The sequence below is a fragment of the Streptomyces silaceus genome (genome assembly GCF_001419745.1).
Classification (GTDB): Bacteria; Actinomycetota; Actinomycetes; order Streptomycetales; family Streptomycetaceae; genus Streptomyces; species Streptomyces silaceus.
Genome location: NZ_LIRJ01000199.1, coordinates 1 through 20,375, shown reverse-complemented (window position 1 = coordinate 20,375; position 20,375 = coordinate 1). Strand labels below are relative to the sequence as shown.

General features: G+C 73.6%; 16 protein-coding genes. 8 read left to right on the top strand and 8 right to left on the bottom strand.

The window, feature by feature from the left end; translation table 11 throughout:
• Positions 1–197: 197 nt before the first annotated feature.
• Positions 198–953 (bottom strand): 3-hydroxybutyrate dehydrogenase, encoded by a 756-nt coding sequence (locus AOK22_RS19690; RefSeq protein ID WP_055699999.1) that lies wholly within the window; start codon positions 951–953, stop codon positions 198–200.
• 242 nt (positions 954–1,195) lie between these two features.
• On the opposite strand from AOK22_RS19690, the gene AOK22_RS19685 reads away from it, so the two are divergent.
• The 6 genes from AOK22_RS19685 to AOK22_RS19660 all read left to right on the top strand — a co-directional run bounded on the left by AOK22_RS19685 (position 1,196) and on the right by AOK22_RS19660 (position 9,159).
• Positions 1,196–1,921 (top strand): Clp protease N-terminal domain-containing protein, encoded by a 726-nt coding sequence (locus AOK22_RS19685; protein WP_055699998.1) that lies wholly within the window; start codon positions 1,196–1,198, stop codon positions 1,919–1,921.
• Between the two features lie 829 nt (positions 1,922–2,750).
• The gene (locus tag AOK22_RS19680) at positions 2,751–3,836 is read left to right on the top strand and encodes a radical SAM/SPASM domain-containing protein (RefSeq protein WP_244164899.1); all 1,086 of its coding nucleotides are present in this window, start codon (positions 2,751–2,753) and stop codon (positions 3,834–3,836) included.
• A gap of 6 nt (positions 3,837–3,842) precedes the next feature.
• The gene (locus AOK22_RS19675; protein ID WP_055699997.1) at positions 3,843–5,981 is read left to right on the top strand and encodes a DegT/DnrJ/EryC1/StrS family aminotransferase; all 2,139 of its coding nucleotides are present in this window, start codon (positions 3,843–3,845) and stop codon (positions 5,979–5,981) included.
• Between the two features lie 44 nt (positions 5,982–6,025).
• Complete coding sequence (locus AOK22_RS19670; RefSeq protein ID WP_055699996.1) at positions 6,026–7,147, top strand: hypothetical protein; 1,122 nt, start codon at positions 6,026–6,028, stop codon at positions 7,145–7,147.
• Between the two features lie 10 nt (positions 7,148–7,157).
• Positions 7,158–8,273, top strand: coding sequence for a phenylacetate--CoA ligase family protein (locus AOK22_RS19665; protein WP_055699995.1), 1,116 nt, complete (start codon positions 7,158–7,160; stop codon positions 8,271–8,273).
• 25 nt (positions 8,274–8,298) lie between these two features.
• Positions 8,299–9,159 (top strand): phytanoyl-CoA dioxygenase family protein, encoded by an 861-nt coding sequence (locus AOK22_RS19660; RefSeq protein ID WP_055699994.1) that lies wholly within the window; start codon positions 8,299–8,301, stop codon positions 9,157–9,159.
• 23 nt (positions 9,160–9,182) lie between these two features.
• Here the strand turns inward: AOK22_RS19660 and AOK22_RS19655 are convergent, their stop codons facing one another.
• Entirely contained in the window at positions 9,183–10,142 is a 960-nt protein-coding gene (locus tag AOK22_RS19655) for a Gfo/Idh/MocA family protein (protein WP_055699993.1), read from the bottom strand.
• Positions 10,143–10,170: 28 nt separating this feature from the next.
• On the bottom strand, positions 10,171–11,172 hold the full coding sequence (locus tag AOK22_RS19650; protein ID WP_055699992.1) for a zinc-dependent alcohol dehydrogenase: 1,002 nt from the start codon (positions 11,170–11,172) through the stop codon (positions 10,171–10,173).
• A 223-nt stretch (positions 11,173–11,395) separates the two neighbouring features.
• Between AOK22_RS19650 and AOK22_RS19645 the strand changes: the two genes are divergently transcribed.
• A complete protein-coding gene (locus AOK22_RS19645; protein WP_055699991.1) occupies positions 11,396–12,916 on the top strand; it encodes a glycoside hydrolase family 3 protein in 1,521 nt (506 codons plus the stop codon).
• Positions 12,917–12,962: 46 nt separating this feature from the next.
• Here AOK22_RS19645 and AOK22_RS43745 read toward each other — a convergent pair whose 3' ends face one another.
• From AOK22_RS43745 to AOK22_RS19635, 4 genes are all read right to left on the bottom strand, one after another.
• Positions 12,963–13,097, bottom strand: a complete 135-nt coding sequence (locus tag AOK22_RS43745) for a hypothetical protein (protein WP_279617089.1) — start codon at positions 13,095–13,097, stop codon at positions 12,963–12,965.
• A gap of 49 nt (positions 13,098–13,146) precedes the next feature.
• Positions 13,147–13,503: a TetR/AcrR family transcriptional regulator gene (locus AOK22_RS39885; protein WP_244164897.1), complete on the bottom strand. Its 357-nt coding sequence runs from the start codon at positions 13,501–13,503 to the stop codon at positions 13,147–13,149.
• Positions 13,504–13,538: 35 nt separating this feature from the next.
• Entirely contained in the window at positions 13,539–15,878 is a 2,340-nt protein-coding gene (locus AOK22_RS19640) for a collagenase (protein ID WP_244164895.1), read from the bottom strand.
• A 194-nt stretch (positions 15,879–16,072) separates the two neighbouring features.
• On the bottom strand, positions 16,073–17,272 hold the full coding sequence (locus AOK22_RS19635; RefSeq protein ID WP_055699990.1) for an MFS transporter: 1,200 nt from the start codon (positions 17,270–17,272) through the stop codon (positions 16,073–16,075).
• Between the two features lie 194 nt (positions 17,273–17,466).
• On the opposite strand from AOK22_RS19635, the gene AOK22_RS19630 reads away from it, so the two are divergent.
• A complete protein-coding gene (locus AOK22_RS19630) occupies positions 17,467–18,210 on the top strand; it encodes an AraC family transcriptional regulator (RefSeq protein WP_055699989.1) in 744 nt (247 codons plus the stop codon).
• Positions 18,211–18,219: 9 nt separating this feature from the next.
• Here AOK22_RS19630 and AOK22_RS19625 read toward each other — a convergent pair.
• Positions 18,220–20,375 (bottom strand): ATP-binding protein (locus tag AOK22_RS19625; protein WP_055699988.1); only part of this gene is annotated, 2,156 nt, incomplete at its 5' end.

The window sequence follows — 20,375 nt, the reverse complement described above, 5'->3', positions numbered from 1 at the left end:
GTGAAAACCCTGGGGTCCTGCGACGGGGGCCGGGGTGGGCGGCCGGGGCGCGCGAGGCAGTCGGGGCGGACGGGGCCGGACGTGTCGAACAGGGGCTCGGCGAGTCGTTGGTTTCACCGTTCAACCACTGCTCGGGGCGGCCGACCCCAGGGTTTCCCTGGGGCAGCCCGAGCGCCGGACCGGGGACCGCGCGGCGGTCAGCTCGCGCCCCACCCGCCGTCCACGGGGAGCGAGGCGCCCGTGACATAGCCCGCGTGCGCCCCGCAGAGCCAGACGGCGAGGGCGGCGACCTCGGCCGGTTCGATCAGCCGCTTGACGGCGGAGCGGCCGAGCAGGACGTCCGTGACGACGTCCTCGGGCGGAATGCCGTGCACGGCGGCCTGGTCCGCGATCTGCCCCTCGACCAGCGGCGTCCGTACGTAACCGGGGTTGACGCAGTTGCTGGTGACCCCGTGCGCCGCGCCTTCGAGCGCGGCGACCTTGCTGAGCCCCTCCAGGCCGTGCTTGGCGGCGACGTACGCGGACTTGTAGGGGCTGGCCCGCAGGCCGTGCACGCTGGAGATGTGCACGGCGCGGCCCCAGCCCCGCCGGTACATGTGGGGCAGGGTGTGCCGCAGGAGCAGGAAGGGCGCGGTGACCATCAGGCGCTGGATCCGCTCGAAGCGGTCGGGCGCGAACTCCTCGATGGGGGCGACGTGTTGGGTGCCCGCGCTGTTGACCAGGATGTCGACGGCGGCGGGCAGCGCGGGGACCGCCGCCGCGTCGGTGAGGTCGACGGCGTGCGGCACACCGCCGACGGCACCGGCCACGGCCTTCGCCGACTCCGCGTCGACGTCGACGACGTGGACCAGGGCGCCGGCGGCGGCGAACGCCTCGGCGCAGGCCCGCCCGATGCCGCTGCCGCCACCGGTGACCAGGGCGGTGCGGCCGGAGAGGTCGTGTTCGCTCGTCATGCCCGGAACGCTAGGGAGCCGGAGCCGGGTCCTCCCATGGTCACGGCCACCACAGTGCGGGGCACGGGGGTGTGGGCGGACGCCGTACGCGAGCCGGGGCGACGCGGACGGGTTCTCACCACGCGAGGTGAACTCCCGGACGGAAGGGACGAGTTCGTCGCAGCAGGCGGCGAATCACGCACCCCGCACGAGGTGACAACCTCTGGTTGACACTCCCGCGAGCGTCAACCTACGGTTGTCACATGACGCACTCCCAAGGCGCGGCGGCGACCAACCCGGTCCGCCTCGACGACCTCATCGACGCCATCAAGAAGGTCCACACGGACGCGCTCGACCAGCTCCAGGACGCGGTGATCGCGGCCGACCACCTCGGCGACATCGCCGACCACCTCATCGGCCACTTCGTGGACCAGGCCCGCCGCTCCGGCGCCTCCTGGACCGACATCGGCAAGAGCATGGGCGTCACCCGGCAGGCCGCCCAGAAGCGCTTCGTCCCCAAGAAGCAGGGCGAGTCGCCCGACCTCGACCCCAGCCAGGGCTTCAGCCGTTTCACCGACCGGGCCAAGCGCGCGCTGATGGCCGCACAGGACGAGGCCAAGGCCGCCGAGCACGACGAGATCCGCACGGAGCACCTCGTCCTCGGCCTGCTGAGCGAGCCGGAGGCACTGGCCGCCAAGGCGATCGTCGCGCAGGGCCTGCGCCTGGAGGACGTGCGCGCCGCCGCCGTCGACGCGCTGCCCGCGACGGCCCCCGAGGTGCCGCCGCTCGTGCCCTACGACGCCGACGCGCGCAAGGTCCTGGAGCTCACGTTCCGCGAGGCGCTGCGCCTGGGGCACAACTACATCGGCACGGAGCACCTGTTGCTCGCGCTCCTGGAGCACGAGGACGGGTCGGGCCCCCTCACCGAGGCCGGGGTCGACAAGGCCGCCACGACGGCCGCGATCACCGAGGCGCTCAGGGCGCTGTGATCGCCGCCCACGGCGGCCCTTCGCTGTGACCCCCGCCCACGGCGATCCTTCGCCGTGACTCCCCCGCGGCCGGCGCCCCTTCGCCGCGGCTCCCGCCACGGCGCCTTGCCACGGGGGCAGCCGCGACCGACGCGACGTACGCGGTGATCAGCAGCGCGAGAGCGCGGCCGAGGCGGGGGTCACGCTGCGCGTCGTGCAGTACTGCTTCGACAGCAAACACCGGCTCCGGTCTGCGCACTCCGTCTGCTCCACGAGGACAACGACCGCAGCGCACGCTCCCGCATCCCCGCCGGTCCCACCGACCCCCGCGCTCCACCGCGGGCCGTTCTCGACGGGTTTCTACCTCTTGACGGCCAACGGAACGCGGCACTGGGGGTGTTCGCCGCCCATGACGCGCGCAGCCCCACCGTGCCCGAGCTCGCGGCGGCCTTCCTCCACGGCGAGCGGCCGCCGGAGCGGCTCGCGGCGGACCTCATCACGTCGGGCGGCGCCACGGAAGCGACCGGCGAAGGCCTGGCGGGGCGCCCTCGAATATCACGTGGCTCGTATGTTCCGACAGACCGGCGGCTCGGATTCCGCCATCAACTCCGGGGTTGTCTAGACCCATTGACAGCGTTTCTGGGGCTCCCTAGTGTCCCAAGGACCGCGATGAACAACGTCACCGCAGGATGCACGACGTCACTGCACACCGATCATGCGTGGGGGGTTCGTGAACAGCACACCCAGTTCCGGCGACATCCAAATGGCAGCCCCCCAAAATCGAGAAGGACTGCCAATCGTCAGCCTCGATCAGGCGCACTCACCACAGAAGGTCCTCGCTCACGGGGAATTGCTGCGGCGCTTTGTCGCGGGCCAGGAGATCAAGCCCGTCCACATGCGGATCGGCATCATGGGCGCCTGCAATATGCGCTGCAATTTCTGCAACTTCCACTCCCCGAACGAGGAGCAGTTCTACGACCTGTTCTCGTTCAAGGATTCGATCGCCACCGACAAGGCGGTCACCCTGCTGCGCGAGTTCGCGGCCAACGACGGGCGCGCCGTGACCTTCTGCGGCAGCGGCGAATGCACCATCCACCCCGGGTACACCGACATCTGCCGGGCCGGGCACGACGCCGGGCTGCGCATCGGCCTGATCACCAACGGCTCGCGCCTGGGCCGCCCCAAGGTCGCCGAGTGCGTCGCCGAGACGCACACCTGGGTCCGCATCGGCCTGAACGCGGGCACGGAAGCGACGTTCGACGACATCACGCGCGACCGCGAGCAGACGTTCTCGAAGTTCATCGGATCCGTCGGCCGGCTCAGGGAGAAGGCCGTCGACCCGGACTTCCGTATCGGCTTCAACTACGTGATCACGCTGCAGAATTACCGGGAAATCATCGAGGCGGCCCGCATCGCCCATGAATCCGGGGCGCATTACGTGCGCTTCGAGCCGGAGTTCTACAGCGCGCTCGGCCACGAGACCATCGAATCCGTGATGTCGGAGATCTCGGAGTCCCTCACCCAGGCCGCCGCCCTCTCCACGGACGCCTTCGAGGTGTCGGTGCCGAAACTGGACCGCGGCCCGATGGACCAGGTCGAGGAGGTCGAGGGCGACTTCGAGCACTGCCATTACAGCAGGTTCGTCACGGCCGTCGGCGCCGACGGAAATCTCTACCCCTGCCCGCAGGTGCATCTCAACAGCCGCTATCTGATCGGCAATGTACTCGAACAGGGATATGAGCAGGTCCTGGAGGGCGGACCGCGCGCCGAATGGGAAGCCTCCAACCCGCGCAGGACCGATCTGTGCAAGTCCTGCTTCTACCGCCCGCAGAACGAACTCCTGGAACTCCTCAAACGCGGCCAGATCAAATTGGACGAGGCGCTGGACGCGTACGCGCTGGAAGTCCCCAGCACCCTGCACGGCGATTTCGTCTGAGCCCGCATGCAACTACGTCACCTCCGCCGCCTCCTCGCGGCCGAGCCCGCGCTGCGCCACACCAAGACCGCCGCGGAGGACCCGGACCGGGCGCGCCGGCTGCGCGCCGTCGTCGAGCGGCTGGCGCGCGTCGAGCGCGTCCCGCTCGGCACGGCCGAGTCCACCGTGTCGGAACGCGACGGCCTGCGCCACGAGCGGCTGGTGTTCGCCTCGGCCGCACGCGGCTCCTTCTCCGGCACGCTCCTGGCCCCGGCCGGGGCCGCGCCGGGGCCCGCGGTCCTCGTCCTCGGCGGCAAGAACGCGCTCCTGGACCAGCTGACGGGCGACGTGCCGCCGGACCACCCCGACCGCAACGTCGCCGAGCAGCTGGCCCGCGCCGGTTTCGTCACCCTCTCCCTCGACCACGGCATCGGCGGTGCCATGGACGAGGGGCGCAGGGCCGGACGGGACGAAGGGACGCTGCTGGCCCACGCGTTCGCGCTCACCGGCCGCTCCCTGCTCGGCGCGCTCACCGGCGACGCCCTGGGCGCCCTCGACGTGCTCGCCGCGCATCCGCTCGTCGACCCCGACCGCATCGGCCTGTTCGGGCACAGCCTGGGCGCCGCGGTCGCCCTGCACACCGCGCTGCTGGCCGACCGCCGCGGCCTCCCGCTCTGCGCGGCGAGCCACCTGGGCACCTATCCGGCCCTGTTCGAGCGGCTGTTGACCGGTCACGAGGGCGCGGTGCTCCCCGGCATCCTGGAGTACGCCGACCTGCCCGACCTCTACGGCACGCTCGCCCCGGCCCCGCTCCAGCTGCAGTACGGTACCGCCGACGCCTATCTGGAGCCGGCCGACGCGCGGGCCGCGGGGGACACGGTCCGCGAGGCGTACGCGGCCGCCGAGGCCGCCGTGGAGATCCACGAACTCCCCATGGGGCACGGGACGCACGTCGGCCACGCGGCGGATTTCTTCACGCGCGCGCTCGCCGGCGCCGCGTCAGACGGCACGGAGTCGCGGACGCCGCCTGCCCACGTTCCCGCCCAGCGCATCCACTTCGAGGTATCGGAACGGCGCGCCGTGCTCGACCGCGTCGACGCCGCTCTCTCCTCCGGTGTCCTCACGCAGGGCCCGCAGGTGGCCCGCTTCGAGGAGCTGGCCCGCCCCTGGACGGGCACGCCGACCGCGGCGGTCGCGTCCGGCGCGGCGGCCCTGGAGATCGCGCTGCGCATCATCGGCGTCGCGGGCCGCACGGTGCTCGTCCCGGTCAACACGTTCTTCGCGACGGCGGCGGCCGCGGTGCGCGCCGGGGCCACCGTGCGCTTCGTCGACATCGAGCTCGACGGGCTGGGCCTGGACCCCGACGCCCTGTGCGCCGCCCTGGACCGGCACCCCGACACGGCCGCCGTCCTGCCGGTGCACATCGGCGGCATCGTCTCCCCCGCGCTCGACACGGCGCTCGCGCACTGCCGCGAGCGCGGCGTGCCCGTGGTCGAGGACGCCGCGCACGCCTTCGGCGCGACGCTCGACGGGCGGCCCGCCGGCAGCTTCGGCCGGTTCGGCGCCTTCTCCTTCTTCCCCACGAAGGTCGCCCTCAGCGGCGAGGGCGGCCTGCTGTCCTCGCCGCTGCCCGACGACCTGGAGCAGGTGCGGCGCTGGCGGGACCACGGCAAGAGTGCCCAGGGCTCCACGCTGCACGACCGTCCCGGCGGGAACTGGCGCCTGAGCGAACTGCACGCCGCCGTCGGCACGGTGGACCTGGAGCGGTTCGACCGCACGCTGGCGGCGCGGCGCGAACTCGCCGCGCGCTACGACGCGCTGCTCGCCGACGTGCCGGGCATCCGGCCGCACGCCGTGCCCGCGTCGGCGGGCAGCAACTTCTACAAGTACCTCGCCTATCCAGACCCCGACGGTCCACTGGACCGCGCGCTCCTGAAGAAGCGGCTGCGGGAGCGGCACGGCGTGGCGCTGGCCGGTGAGGTCTACGACCATCTGCTGTGCGACCACCCGTACTTCGCCCCGCAGCGCCAACAGGCGGCGGAGGAGGGTCCGTTCACACGGGCCCGCTGGTTCGCCCGCCATCACGTCGCCCTGCCGCTGTATCCGTCGCTCACGGAGGACGAACAGCTCCGGGTGGTCGCCGCGCTGCGCAGCGAGCTGTCGTGACGGCGGTGCTGAGTGCGTTTCGTCAGGGAGGGTGGCGGACGTCGTTGGACCGGGCGACGCTGCCCGGTACCAGCGTGGAGCTCGCCCTCGTGCCGGAGATCGTCGCCGACGCGGACCGCCGCTGGTGGGACGCCGGCGTGGACGAGCTCCCCCCGCTGTCCGGTCGCCGCGAACTGCTGCTCGAAGCACTTGAGTCGTTCTCCCACGGCACCGTCACGGTCGGGGGCATCGGCGAGCAGAGCGCCGACGACTTCCGTACCACTCTGTGGCGGACCGCGGGCCTGCCGGGAGCGCTCGTCGACCGATGGTGCGCGATGCTGCGGGACGGCCTCCTGAAGAAGGGCGGCGCCCCCGAGCCGGACGGACGGCTGGCCCTGGTCGCGCTGCCGGGCAACACCTTCACCTGCCTGGAGTCCGCCTGCGACCAGGCCGAGCGCTCGGCGGGCGTCTGGCTGCGCCCGAGCCGGCGCGAGCCGTTCTCCGCCGCGCGGTTCGTCGCCGCCCTGCTCGCGGCGGGCTGGCCCGCGCAGCGCATCGGCCTGTACCCCACGGAACAGCGGGTGCTGCACGGCCTCTTGAGGCGCACGGACCGGCATGTCGTGTACGGCGGGGCCGGGCTCGCCGCGTCGGTACGCCACTCCCCCGCGCTCATCCTGCACGGACCGGGCCGGGGGTGCGCCCTGGTGCCCCCGCGCATGCCGGTCGACCAGGCGGCGGCCTGGCTGCTTCCCCTGGTCGCGGCGGACGCGGGGCGCTTCTGCAGCAACGTACGCACCGTGGTCTGCGAGACCCCCGACCAGGCCCGGCTCGTGGCCGGCGCACTGGCCGACGCCCTCGACGCACTCCCACCGGACGGTCCGTGGCCCCTGACCGCGTTCCGCGAGCCGGCAGCGGCACAGGACACGGCCCGTTCCGTCCACACCCGCCTCCGCCCCGGCGACCGCGTCCTCACGCGTCGCCCGCCCGTCGCCCTCGGCGCCGCGGGCGACGTGTACGCGATGCCTCAACTCGCCCTGCTGGACGGCCATGTCACCGGCACCGCCGACCCCCACCCCCTGATCGGCCACGAAGTCCCCTTCCCCTTCGCCGCCGTTCTCAGCGCCACGCCCGACGCCGCGCGGGCCATCACCGCAGAGTCCCTGTTCGTGTACCGACCCGCGAAGTGAGGCCCGCCGCATGACCACCGCCTTCGGCACGCTGCCCGACACGCTGCGCGAACGCGTCCCGGAGCTGGGCGTCGACCTCGACACGTGGACGCGCCGCATGATGCGCTGGCACTTCGAGCCGGAGACCGGCAGCCCCTTCTGGGTGACGCGGCGCGACAAGCTCGGCTTCGACCCCGTGAAGGACGTCGACTGCTTCGCCGCGCTCGACCGTTTCGGCCTGTTCGACAAGGCGGAGCTGCGCGCCGCGAGCGCCCGTGACCTGCGCCCACGCGGCTACGGCGACCGCCCCTTCCGGGTCTTCGAGACCGGCGGCACGACCGGCACGCCCTGCCGGATCGTCAACGTCACGCGTCTCGCGTACGACGTGGAGATCTACCGGGCGGTCCTGGAGGCGCGCGGCGTGGCCGGCGGCGACATCCTCGCGATGACACCGAGCGGCCCGCACGCGTACGGGCACTTCGTGGAGGGCCTCGCCGACAGCTGGCGCGGCGCCGTGTTCGCCATCGACTTCGACCCGCGCTGGGTGAAGGCCGCGCTGCGGTCGGGCGGCGAGGCGGACGCGTACACCGCCCACCTGATCGACCAGACCCTCGCCCTGCTGGCCGCCGAGCGGCCCTCTCTTCTCTTCACCACCTCCCGGCTGCTCCTGGAGCTGGCGATGCGGCTGCCCCGCCCGCTGCACACGTACGGGATCCGCGCCGTGTGCACCGGCGGCACCTCGTGCACCGCCGCCGAGGCGGAGTTCCTGCGCGCGGAGCATCTGACGGGCGTGCAGTGGATCGACACGTACGGCAACACCCTGGTCGGGCACGCGTTGCAGGCGGATGCCGTGGCGGGGGCGCCCGACGTGCCGGACGGCACCGGGCACTCCTACCATCTGCCGCCGCCCTTCGCGGTCCTGACGGTCGTCGATCCCGCCGATCCGTGGCGCGAGGTCGAGGTGGGGCAGCGGGGCCGCGTGCGGACCACGACCCTCCTCGAAGACCTCTTCCTGCCCAACCTCCTGGAGCGGGACAGCGCCGTCAGGACCGGTCCGCATCCATGGTTCCCCTGGGACGGGGTGGCCGCGGTGCGGCCCTTCCGCGAGTCCGCGGACGCCGGCGAGGCGGTGGAGGGCGTCTACTGACCGACGAACCCTGAGGACACGCATCGTGAACCTGTCGTCGAACGGCCTGCCCATCCCTTTTACGCCGGAGCTCTTCGCTCCGCTGCGGTCCAGCGCGGACCTGCTGGCGCCGCGAGACCCGGCCTCGCTGCGCGAACGGCTGCACGCGGACGGCTATCTCTATCTGCCGGGACTCCTCGACCGCGCGGAGGTGCTGCGGCTGCGCGGCCGGTACTTCTCGCTCTTCCCGCCCGACCTGCTCGCGCCGGGCACCGACCCCGAGGACGGGGTGTTCTCCGGCCGGGTGCCCGAGGGCGTCCCGGAGTACGGGGTGGCGGGGCACCCCGCGTACGCGTTCGTGCGCTCGGCGCCCTTCGACCGCTTCGTGGGCGATCCGCTGCTCGCCAAGCTGGCCGCCCAACTCCTGGACGCCGACGTGGAGATGCTGCCGCGCCGCATCCTGCGGCACTTCCACCGGGGCACGCGCCGCGCCTCCCGGGCGCACGTCGACTTCGACTACATGGACCAGGGTTCGCCGCGCGTCGTCACGATGTGGATACCCGTGGGCGACTGCCCGCCCGAGACGGGCGGGCTGGTGTACCTGGAGGGCTCGCACCGGCTGTCGCCCGAGGAGTACGCGCCGCTGCGCGCCATCACCGACCGGCCGGGCGACCGTCGGCAGATCTCCCACGACCTGGAACTGACGGCCCGCACGCTCGGCCGCCGCTGGCGGTACACGGACTTCGCGGCGGGTGACGTGATGGTGCATCTGCCGCGCGTCATCCACGCCTCCCTGGACACGACGACGGACGCGATGCGGCTGTCCGTGGACGCCCGTTTCGTACGCTCCGACGACACGCCCGACCCGCGCTGGCTGCGGCCCTGGTCGGCGGACGACGGAGCGTGAACCACCGCTGCCAGAAGGCGTGTTCAGTCCGTGAGCCGGATGCGGCCACCGCCCGCCGCCGTCGACGCCTCCGCCGCCGCGATCACGTCGTCGACGAGGCAGGCCTCGTCGAGCGGGCACACCGGCGCGCCGCCGCCCGCGACGGCGGCGGCGAAGTCGGCGAGCAGGGGCTGGTGCGGATTGGCCGCCGGAGGAAGGTCCAGCGGCTCCCCTCCGCGCCCCGCGAGCCCTTCGACGCGTCCCGAGTCCAGCGGGTCGAGCGTCACGGTCCGTCCGCCTCCGGTGAGCCGGAGGCGGTCCACGGGCGGGCCCTCGCCCCACTCCACCGTGCAGTGCGCCGTCGGGCCCGGACGCCAGCGCAGGGTCAGTTCGGCCCGCCGCTCGGCCCCCTGCGGGAAGCGGTGGCCGAGCCGAGCCGTCAGCTCGTACGGTCGTCCGAAGAGGTGGATCAGCAGGTCGACGCGGTGGCTGCCGGCATCCGCGAGGACCCCGCCGCCGGAGAGGGCGGGGTCGGTGCGCCAGCGCATCGGGTCGTCGGGCCCCGGCGCGAAGGGGCACCGGAAGCGCACCTCGACGTGGTCGGGCGTCCAGTCGTCGAGCTCCTCGCGCAGCCGTCGTACGGCGGGCGCGAGCCTGCGGTAGTAGGCGACGCCCGCGCACCGGCCGGCGACGTCGAGCGCGCCGCCGTCGGCGCGGGCGCCGGCGAGCGGCTTCTCGACCAGGACGGGCAGCCCGGCGTCCAGCACGGTGCGGGCGAGCGGCACATGGCCCACGACGGGGGTGGCGACGTACACGGCGTCGACGCCGCTCAGCAGCCCGGCCGGATCGGCACAGGCCCTGGCGACGCCGTGCCGCTCGGCCGTGCGGGCGGCACGGCCCGGGTCGCGGCCCCACAGGACGGCCGGTTCCTCGCCGAGCGCGTGCAGGGCGGGCAGGACGCGGCGCGTGACGATGTCGCCGTACCCGGCGATGCCCCACTTCACCGCGTCCCCCGCCCGCCCGGCCGCCCGTTCACGGCACGATCGCCACCTTCAGGGTCTCGGACGGCGGGCCGTCGTAGGGGGCGTGCTCGGCGTCCGGGTAGAGGGCGCGGCTGGCCGAGAGCTGCTCGATGGCCTTGGGGAGTTCGTCGAGGGGATAGGTGTGCGTGTGCAGGTCGGGCAGGCGCAGGAAGTCGGTGCGGCGGTGGGCGAGCCGCTCTGCGACGGCGAGGGCCTCGGCCCGCGCGGTGTCCAGGGGCTCCGCCGAGCTGTGCACCCGCAGCCCCTTGCGCTCCCAGGTGACGAGGTCGACGGTGACGTGGGTGTCGACGTGGTGCGTGCCGAGGAGCACGACCAGGCCGTTCTGGCGTACGAGGCCCACGCAGGCGTTGAGCGTGGTGGGGGTGCCGACGGCGTCGACGGCCACGTCGAAGTCCGCTCCGACGGTGGCCAGTTGCTCGGCGCTGCCGTCGACGCGGCGCACGTCGTCGGCGCCCGCGGCGCTCGACCGGCGAAGGCGCCAGTCGTCGAGGTCGACGGCGACGGCCTCGGCGGCGCCCCGTGCCAGCGCGACCCGCAGCGCCATCTGCCCGACGGGTCCCTGGCCGACGATGACGACGCGGTCGCCGAGCCGGACGCCGCGCGTGGCGTGCACGGCGAGCGGCAGGAGCTGCAGGATCGCGCCCTGCTCGAAGGGCACGGCGTCGGGCAGCGCGCCGACGGACACCTCGCGGGCGAGGGCGTATTCGGCGTACCCGGTGGTGAGCGGGGTGCGCACGAAGACGCGCTGCCCCGGCACGACGCGGCGCACGCCGGCGCCGGTCGCCTCGACGACACCGGCGACCTCATGGCCGAAACAGCCCTGCGCACAGTGCTCGCGCAGACCGTAGTAGTGGAAGTACGCCAGGTCGCTGCGGTTGCAGACCGTGCACGCGCGCACGCGCACGAGAACCTCCTGCGGTCCCGGGTCCGGCACCGCGACGTCGTCGACCAGCCTGATGTCGCGCCTGCCGACGAGCTCGTACCTGCGCATGAGCCACTCCCCTCAGCCGATGCCGTGCCGGAAGTCCCAAGGATTCCCCAACTCCTGGCCCGTGATGTTGAATTCACCGGTCTCGACCGGTTCCGTCTTCTTGACAGCCCTGATTGGTCCGAGCCAATATCCACTATCCGATTGGCCTGGACCAATCGGCAGAGGCCCCGCCTCTCACTCCCGTCCCACGAGCCCCGTAACCGCACACTTCGGAGGTCGCGCCATGGCATCGAGCAGTGACCCGACTCTGGAGCGCCTCGCCAACTCCGTGCTGCAACCCGGCTTCGAGGGCCGCACGGCACCCGACTGGCTGCGCCGCCGGATCGGCGAGGGCCTCGGCTCCGTCGTGCTGTTCTCGCGGAACATCGACACGCCCGAGCAGGTCGCGCGCCTCACCGCGTCGCTGCGCGCGGAGAACCCGGACCTGATCGTCGCCATCGACGAGGAGGCGGGCGACGTGACCCGCCTGGAGGCCTGGACCGGTTCGTCCCGCCCCGGCAATCTCGCCCTCGGCGCGGTCGACGACATCGACCTGACCGAGCGCGTGGCCCACGACATCGGCCGCGACCTGCACGCGGCGGGCGTCTCGCTCAACTTCGCGCCCAGCGCCGACGTGAACTCCAACCCGCTCAACCCGGTGATCGGCGTACGCTCCTTCGGCTCGCGCACCGACATCGTCTCCCGGCACACGGCCGCCTGGATCCGCGGGCTGCAGGAGGCCGGCGTGGCCGCCTGCGCCAAGCACTTCCCGGGCCACGGCGACACGATCGTCGACTCGCACCACGGCCTGCCGCAGATCCAGGCCACCGCCGAGGAGATCGCGCTCACCGCGCTTCCGCCGTTCATCGCGGCGATGGAGGCGGGCGTCCGCGCGGTGATGACCGCGCATCTGCTCGCCCCCGCCTACGACCCCGAGCTGCCGGCGACGCTCAGCCACCGCATCCTGGTGGAACTGCTGCGCGGGGAGCTGAACTTCGACGGTCTCCTGGTCACCGACGGCATCGAGATGGGCGCGGTCACCGACCGCTACGGCATCGACGGGGCCACGGTCAAGGCCGTCGCGGGCGGCGTGGACGCGGTGTGCGTGGGCGGCGAGAGCGCGGACGAGGCCACCTTCGACCTGCTCTCCACGGCCCTGGTGAAGGCCGTGCTCGACGGCAGCCTCCCCGAGGCCAGGCTCGCCGAGGCGAGCGCCCGGGTGGGCCGGTTCGCCGCCTGGTCCGGCGAGCGCTCCCGCGCGGTGGCGCGCGCCGCCGAGCCCTCCGACATCGGCCTGGTCGCGGCCCGCCGCGCGGTGCGGGTGCGCCACCGCTCCGGCACGGCCAACGGCGCGCTCCCGCTCGCCGGCGCGCCGCACGTCGTGGAGCTGGCCCCCACGATGAACCTCGCCGTCGACGGCCGCACCCCGTGGGGCGTCGCCGAGCCGCTGCGCGACCTGCGCCCCGGCACCACGTCCGTGCGCCTCACCGAGGCCGAACTCGCCCACGGCGACGACCTCCTGGACCGCGAGGCCCTGGCCCCTGCGACGGGCCGCGCCCTGGTGGTCGTGGTCCGCGACGCGGCCCGCCACCGCTGGATGGCCGACACCCTCAACCGCCTCCTGCGCAGCCGCCCCGACGCCCTGGTCGTCGAGATGGGCATCCCCGCCCCCACCACCCTCGGCGCCGCCCACCTGATCACGCACGGCGCGACGCGCGTCTCGGGGATCGCGGTGGCGGAGGTGCTCGCGGGCGCCGCGGTCTGACCCCGCCCCCTTGCCCGGCGGGCCGCCACGCGGCCCGCCGGGACGCTCACTCCCCCGGCAGCAACTGCCGCAGCATCTCCTCGAACTCGTCGACCGTGGGCGGCACATCGGCCGGGAGGCCGTGCAGGAGCAGGCCGTCGTAGGCGTGCGTTGTTCGGGGCGGCGCACCGCGAGCAGGCACATCTCGAACGCGGCGAGCAGATGGCCGGGCGCGGTCAGCAGGTCCGCCGTCAGCAGGGCGAGCGCCCTGATGCGGTCCTGGCTCTCCGGTTCCCCGGCCGGCGCCTCGACGAGACGTTCGCCGCGTGCCGCGTCCTCCTCCAGGCAGCTGGTAGCGCCGCGGCCAGCAGGTCACCGATCCCGTCGAAGCAGTACGTCGTCGCCGTGGTGGGCAGCCCCGCCTCCGGGGCGACGCTGCGGTGCGTGACGCCCGACGCCCCCTCGCGCGCGATCACGCGCACGGTGGCCTCGATCAGTGCGCGACGGCGGCGTTCCCCCTTGGCGCGGCCGTCACGGGCGTCGTGTACGACCGCTTCGGCGCCGCCGCGGGCTCCTCGGTCGGCATCGGCGCCGGGGCCGGCGGGCACCTCCGGTGCTCCCGCGGGAGCACCGGAGGCCGGGCTCACCCCTTCAGCGGGCCCTCGCAGCTGAAGTCCGCCGTGCCCGCGCGCCCGTTGGACCAGATGTCCACCTCGCCGAACGAGCAGTTCATGTCGGTCAGGTTGTTGTCGCCGGACGCGGCCCGGTCCAGGACGAAGTAGTCCACGGTCTCGGACATGTCCTTGAAGACGGCGTCGGGGTCGCCGGAGGCGCTGAGGTTCGCGGTGATCCTGCTCTCGCAGGTGAACCGCGGCCGCTCCGGCGCCCCGTTCGACGCGCACACGGGCGTGATGCCCGTCGTCGCCGTGAAGGAGGCGCGCACCTGGTCGGCCGAGGTGGCGCGCAACTCGCCGACCGGCACGTACCGCGTGTCGGGCACGAAGAGGTCGTCGACCCGCGCGATCTGCCGGTCCAGGAACGCGTCGTACGCGCGTTGCAGTCCGCCGTCCCGGCCGAGCCGGCCGCGCCAGGCGTCGAAGCCCGCCGGGTCGTCGGCGCGCAGCGTCCGGTACATCTCCTTGAGCAGCGCGGGGCGTTCGGCCCACAGGAACTCGAAGAACGTGCCCGCGTAGTGGTAGAAGCGGAAGCCGTCGCCGTCGTAGGTGGCGTGCAGGATCTGGTCCACGGTCATCCGCGGCCCGCCGTTCGCCGTGTCCGCGATGATGCCCTTGACCAGCGACTTGCGGACCTTGACGCCGTCGTCGCGGGTCGCGCCGTCGAAGAACTCGGCGGTGCCCTCGTCCATGGCGGTGGTGCGGTCGTTCTGGTACCACGGGCCCTCGCCGAAGAAGCCGGGCACCGCCCAGCGGCCGTTGAGGTAGTGCGTGTACTCGTGGCGGAACAGCTCCTCCAGCGTCAGCGAGGAGTCCTGCGGGACGCGGCGCTGGTACGTGTAGAAGGTCGCGCCGCGTTCGATGTAGACGCCGCCGTTGTTCGTGTCCATCCCGGTGAGCAGCGGATGGTAGTTCTCGTAGTCGGCGCGCGAGGCGTAGAGCACCGTGGTCAGCGTGGTGTTGGGGTCGCCCGCGAGCGGCTCGTCCGTGCCGACGACGCGGTGGAACTGCGCCTTGACCTGCTTGCTCGCGTAGTAGAGCTGGTCGACGGTGGCACGGTCGAGCGCCGTGCGGACCTTCATGCCGCCCTTGTCGTACGTATAGGTCTGCGGGAAGAGGCGACGCTCGATGTCGGCCCGGCAGACGCGGTAGGGCGCGCAGGCGCCGTACTCGTTCAGCCAGGTGGCGACCTTCGCCCACGGGGCGCTGCCCTCGCCGAAGGTGCGGACCGTGGTGTCCACGAGGCCGCCCAGACCGGTGACGGTCTCGTCCTTGAGCCCGTCGATCTGGCCGAACCTGCCGTATTCGAGCAGCGCGTCGCGCGCCACCCAGGCGTTGTTCGTGCCCTTGAGGTGGGCGTACGCGCCGAAGGCCTTGAACGCCGCACGGTAGGCGGGGTCGCCCTTGACCGCCGCGTGGAAGGCGGTGTCCCGGTTGCCGGGGTAGACGCCGAGGTAGCTCACGGAGAGCGCGGCCAGCGCGGAGCCCGCCCAGGAGGCGTCCTTCGCCGTGTCCGGGTGGGCGGCGTCCATGGTGGCCAGGACCCGCTTGATCAGCGGGAGTTGGTGCTGGCGCAGGCCGGGCGCGCTCGCCGCGTAGAGGGCCTCGCGCAGCGACTCGGCGTTGGGGCGGGTCGCGTCGAAGGTCCGGGGCGCCGTGCCGAAGGCCTCGACGGCGCGGCGCATGGCGTCCACGGTCGGGGCGTCGGTGACGTCGATCTCGTCGTGCGAGAAGTCCTGGTAGGCGACGGCGTGGAGATAGGTGAGCAGCTCCAGGAGGTTGCTGCCGTTCCTGCCGTCGTGGGCGGCGGCGAGCCGGGTGACGCGGGCGGAGACCGCCTGCACGTGGGCGTCGGACATGACGGGGGCGAGGCGCCGGTCCCAGGTCCAGATCAGCGTGCGCAGACAGCCGTCGGCGGTGACGGCCGGGTCGGCGAGGAAGTCGGCGAACCGCTCGGGCGACAGGCCGGTGACGCCGTCGAGGGTGCAGGGGGTGGCGGCGGCCCCGGCTTTCGGGTCAGGCTTCGGCTTCGACGCCGTCGAAGTCCCGGACGTCGCGGATGTCTTGGGCTTCTTGGGTGTGGCCGCGCCCGGGGTGCCGCCGCCCTTGACCCCGCCGGGTGCCGGGAGCTCGATGGCATCCGGCTTCGGCGCCTTCGCCTTGTGCTCGACGACGTCCAGGGGGTTCGGTCCGGCGGGGGCGGACGCCGGGGCGGTGCGGGGTCCGGGACCCACCTTGGGGGGTTCGGCCGCCTGCGCGTACTGCGCGGCGGAGGCGCAGAGGGCCGCCGCCAGCGCGCCCGCGAGCACGGATCTTCGCAGGGTTCCTGGTCTGTGCGGGGTTCTTGGTCGTGATGAGGACACCGATGGCTCCTGTGGGGATGAGAGATGACACCGTCGTCAACTCCGGTGCGCCCGAGAGCAGTTGACGGTTCACTCTCGGGCCATGTGATGCGTAACGTAGTAATGTGAAATTGCACTGACAACCCCTCGGACACCGGAACTCAGGAGCCGGGCAGCCCGGCCGTCCCGCTCCCCGGCTCGCGCAGGGTCCGCAGCAGCAGCCAGCCGAGCGCCGGCAGCGCGATCAGCGGCATGAGTGCCGTCCGCAGCGAGGAGACGTCGGCGACGGCCCCGATCAGCGGGCTCGCGAGGCCGCCGACGCTCACCGTCAGACCCAGGGTGACGCCGCCGGCCGTGCCCATGCGGCGGGGAAGATAGTCCTGGCCGAGGGTGATGTGCAGGGAGAACGGCACGTACAGACCGGCCGACGCGAGCGCGACGAAGAAGTACACCAGCGGCCCGGGGACGAGGACGACGCCCGCCACCGCGAGGACGGTCAGGGCGTACGACCAGCGCACGACCGGCATGCGGCCGTGACGCGCGGCGAGCTTCCCGCCGGCCACCGTGCCGACCGCGCCGCCGAGGTAGAGCACGAACAGCGCGACGGTGCCGAAGACCTCTCCCCCGCCGGTGCGCTCCCGCACGTACAGCGCGATGAACGTGCTCAGCCCGGTGAAGACGATCGAGCGGCAGATGATCGCGCCGGTCAGCCGGAGGAAGGAGGGCCAGTCGTCCTTCGTCTCGACCGGGGCCGTGCGCGCGCTCCCGGCGGCGGCCTCCTCGACCGCCCGGACGCCGCGCAGCGCGGCCGCGCACAGCGCGGCCCCGGCGAGGGCGGGGACGACGAGCAGCGGCGAGGCGCCGAGACCGCCCGTGGCGACGACGGCGGCGACCATGAGGGGCGCGGTGGCGAAGCCGAGGTTGCCGCCGAGCGAGAACCAGCTCATGGCGGTGTGGCTGCCCCGGCTCGCCTGCCGCGCCACCCGCGCGGCCTCCGGGTGGTACGCGGCGACACCGATGCCGGACACGGCGACGGCCAGCAGGGTCAGCGTGTAGTTCGAGCCGAGCCCGGCGCAGGCGACGCCCGCGCCGCCGATGAGCGTGCTCACCGGCAGCAGCCACGGCAGCGACCACTTGTCGGTGAGCGCGCCGAACAGCGGCTGCACCACCGAGGAGAGCAGGGAGGCGGCGAGGACGACGCCCGACGCGGCGGCGTAGGTGTAGGCGCGCTCGGAGACGAAAAAGGGGACCAGCGCGGCGACGGCTCCCTGGTAGACGTCGACGCAGGCGTGGCCGAGGGACAGCAGGAGGACGGGGTTCGGGGACCGCTTCGGGGTGACGGCCCGTTCGCCGGCCGGCATCCCCTGCGTACGTGAGGTCTGATTCGTGGACACCGCCTCATCGTCGCCACGCCCTGCCGTGGCGCGCTTCCGATAAAGTGCCAATCTGTGCCGCACATCCGCCACGGCGGTGCCGGGCACGCCGCAGCCCGACTCCGCGCGGCGGGACGTCAGGGTGCGGATGCCGGTGCGGCCGGCAGGGAGGAAGTCGCCACGTGAACGTCCGTCACACCCCCGAGGCGCCCACCGTCCTGCGCGAACTGGCCCCGGGCGAGCGCATCGACGCCCACCGCCACGACGACCACCAGATCGTCTACGCGGGCTCCGGCGTCGTGGCCGTCACCACCGACGCCGGCACGTGGTTCGCGCCGGGCACCCGGGCCATCTGGGTCCCCGCGGGATGCGTGCACGAACACCGCGCCCACGGCCACCTCGCCCTGCACCTGGTCGGCCTGCCCGCGGCGACGAACCCGCTCGGCCTCCGCGCCCCGACCGTCATCGCCGTGAGCCCCCTGCTGCGCGAGCTGATCCTCGCCCGCACCCGGGACCCGGACGACACGACCCCGCAGGGCCGCCGCCTGCGGGCCGTGCTCCTGGACCAGCTGCGCGCCTCGCCGCAGCAGCCCGTCCACCTGCCCACGCCCGCCGACTCCCGCCTCGCCGCCGTCTGCGACCTGCTCCACCGCGACCCCGCGGACCCCCGCGGCCTCGCCGAACTGGCCGCCGCGGCGGGCGCGGGCGAACGCACCCTCAGCCGTCTCTTCCGCCGCGAGCTGGGCATGACCTTTCCCCAGTGGCGCACGCAGCTGCGGCTCTACCACGCACTGCGGATGCTGGCCGACGGCATGCCGGTCACGGCGGTCGCGCACCGCTGCGGCTGGTCGTCCACGAGCGCGTTCATCGACGTGTTCCGCCGGGCGTACGGCTCCACGCCCGGGACGCACAACCGCCCCGACTGACCGGCGCGTTCAGCCCAGGTGTTCGCGCATCCGGTCGACGCCGGCCTCGCGGTTCTGGGCGCGGTAGAGGTCGAGGGCCCGCAGCCGGGTGGCGCGCGCCAGGTCGGCGCGGCCCATGGCGTCCTGGGTGTCGGCGAGGTTGGCGAGGGTGTCGGCCTGGTCGTAGGTGTCGCCGAGCGAGGTGAAGAGGTCGAGGGCTTCCTCGTAGTACGCGACGGCGCGCTCCCAGCGTCCGGTGTGGTGGTTGATGTAGCCGAGGCTGTCGAGCGTCGACGCCTCGGCGCCGGGATGGGCGGCCCCGCGGAACAGGTCCAGCGCTTGCTCGCAGTGGGTCAACGCCTCGTCGTATCGGCCCAGTTGGGCGCAGAGCCAGCCGACCGCGTTGAGCTGGTTGGCCTCCCAGGTGGTGTTGCCGACGGACGCGTACAGGGCGAGGGCCCGCGCCGCGTGGTCGAGGGCGCGGGGGCAGTCGCCCTTGCGCTCCCACACCCAGGCGATGGTGCGGCTGATGTGCGCCTGGCCCGCGCTGTCGCCGCTCTCCTCGGCCAGGGCGAGAGCCACGTCCAGGTGTTCCAGGGCCTCCGCCGACCGGCCCTCCAGCGCGCGGGCGTGGCCGAGGCGCCAGGTGGCGAGCGTGCGGGGACCCGCTTCGCCGACGAAACGGTCGGCGGCGGTCAGGGCGTTGTGCCATACGCCTTCGTAGTCCCGCAGTTGGTGTCCGCCGAGGTGGAAGGAGATCAGCGTCCAGGCCAGCTGCCACACCACCGGCAGCCTGCCCCCCGCCAGTGCCGTCCGCTGGGCGGCGACGAGGCAGGCGTGTTCGGCGGTGAACCAGTCGAGCGCGGCGCGGCCGTCCGTGGGCTCCCGCGGCAGACAGCCCTCGGCGGGCGCCGCGAGCGTGGGGCGGAAGGGGGTGTCGGGGCCGTCGAGCTGCCGGTTGGCGGCGAAGGCGGAGTGCAGATAGAAGTCGGTGACGCGCGTGAGCGGTGCCGTCCGGTCCTCGGGCGCGACACCCGGTTCGGCCGCGTAGAGCCGGACCAGATCGTGCATGCGGTAGCGGCCGGGGGACCACTGGTCCACCAGGTGCGCGGCCTCCAGCTCGGCCAGCGGCTTCCGTACGGAGGCGACCGTGCCGCCCGCGAGACTCGCGGCGGCGTCGAGGCTGATGTCCGGTCCCGGCGCGATGCCGAGCAGGCCGAACAGCTGTCGCGCCGGTTCGGTCAGGGCCCGGCGGGACGCGGCGAACGCGCCGCGCAGATTGGCCGTGAGGCCCCCGATGTCCAGGGCGTCGAGGCGGCCGGTGGCCTCGCGCAGCTCACCGGCGAGCACGCTCAGCGGGAAATCCGGGTGCGACACGGCGCGGGCCGCCGCGATGCCCAGGGCCAGGGGGAGTCCGGCGCAGCACTCGACGATGACGCCCACGGCCTCCGGTTCGGCGGCGACGCGCCGCTCGCCGAGGTGGCGCAACAGGAGTGCGTGGGCGTCCGCTTCGTCGAACACGTCCAGGTGGAGCAGACCCGCGCCGTGCCGGGCCGCCAGCGGCAGCAGGCGATTGCGGCTGGTGACGAGGACCGTGCAGGAGGACGTGCCCGGCAGCAGCGGATCCACCTGGTCGGCGTCGCGGGCGTCGTCGAGGACCACCAGGAGGCGCTTGCCGGCGACGACGCTGCGGTAGAGGGCGATCGTGGCCTCGGGGTCGCCGGGCACGGCGTCGCGGTCGACGCCCAGCGCCTCCAGGAGCTGACGCACCGCCGCGTCGGGCGGCAGGGGCGGCGAGGACGGGTCGAAGCCGCGCAGGTTGACGTACAGCTGCCCGTCGGGGAAGCGGTCGGCGTTGTGATGGGCCCAGCGCAGGGCGAGCCAGCTCTTGCCGATGCCGCCGGTGCCGCCGATCGCGGAGATGACTACGGTGCCGCCTGTCTGAGCGCCCGCGGGGGCAACCGCCCGGTCGCTCACCCGACCGCCCGCCCGGACTCCCGTGGCGTCGCCCCCGGCGCACTCGGCGAGGGCGCGGTCGAGTTCCGCCAGTTCGTCGAGGCGGCCGGTGAACGCGGCCGTTGGGGCGGGCAGTTGGCGGGGCACGGGCGGGGCGGACGCCTTCGCGGCGGGCGTCCGCAGGGCGGATGTCGGCTCCGCGACCGGCGATTCCGTTGCCGCCGCGGGCG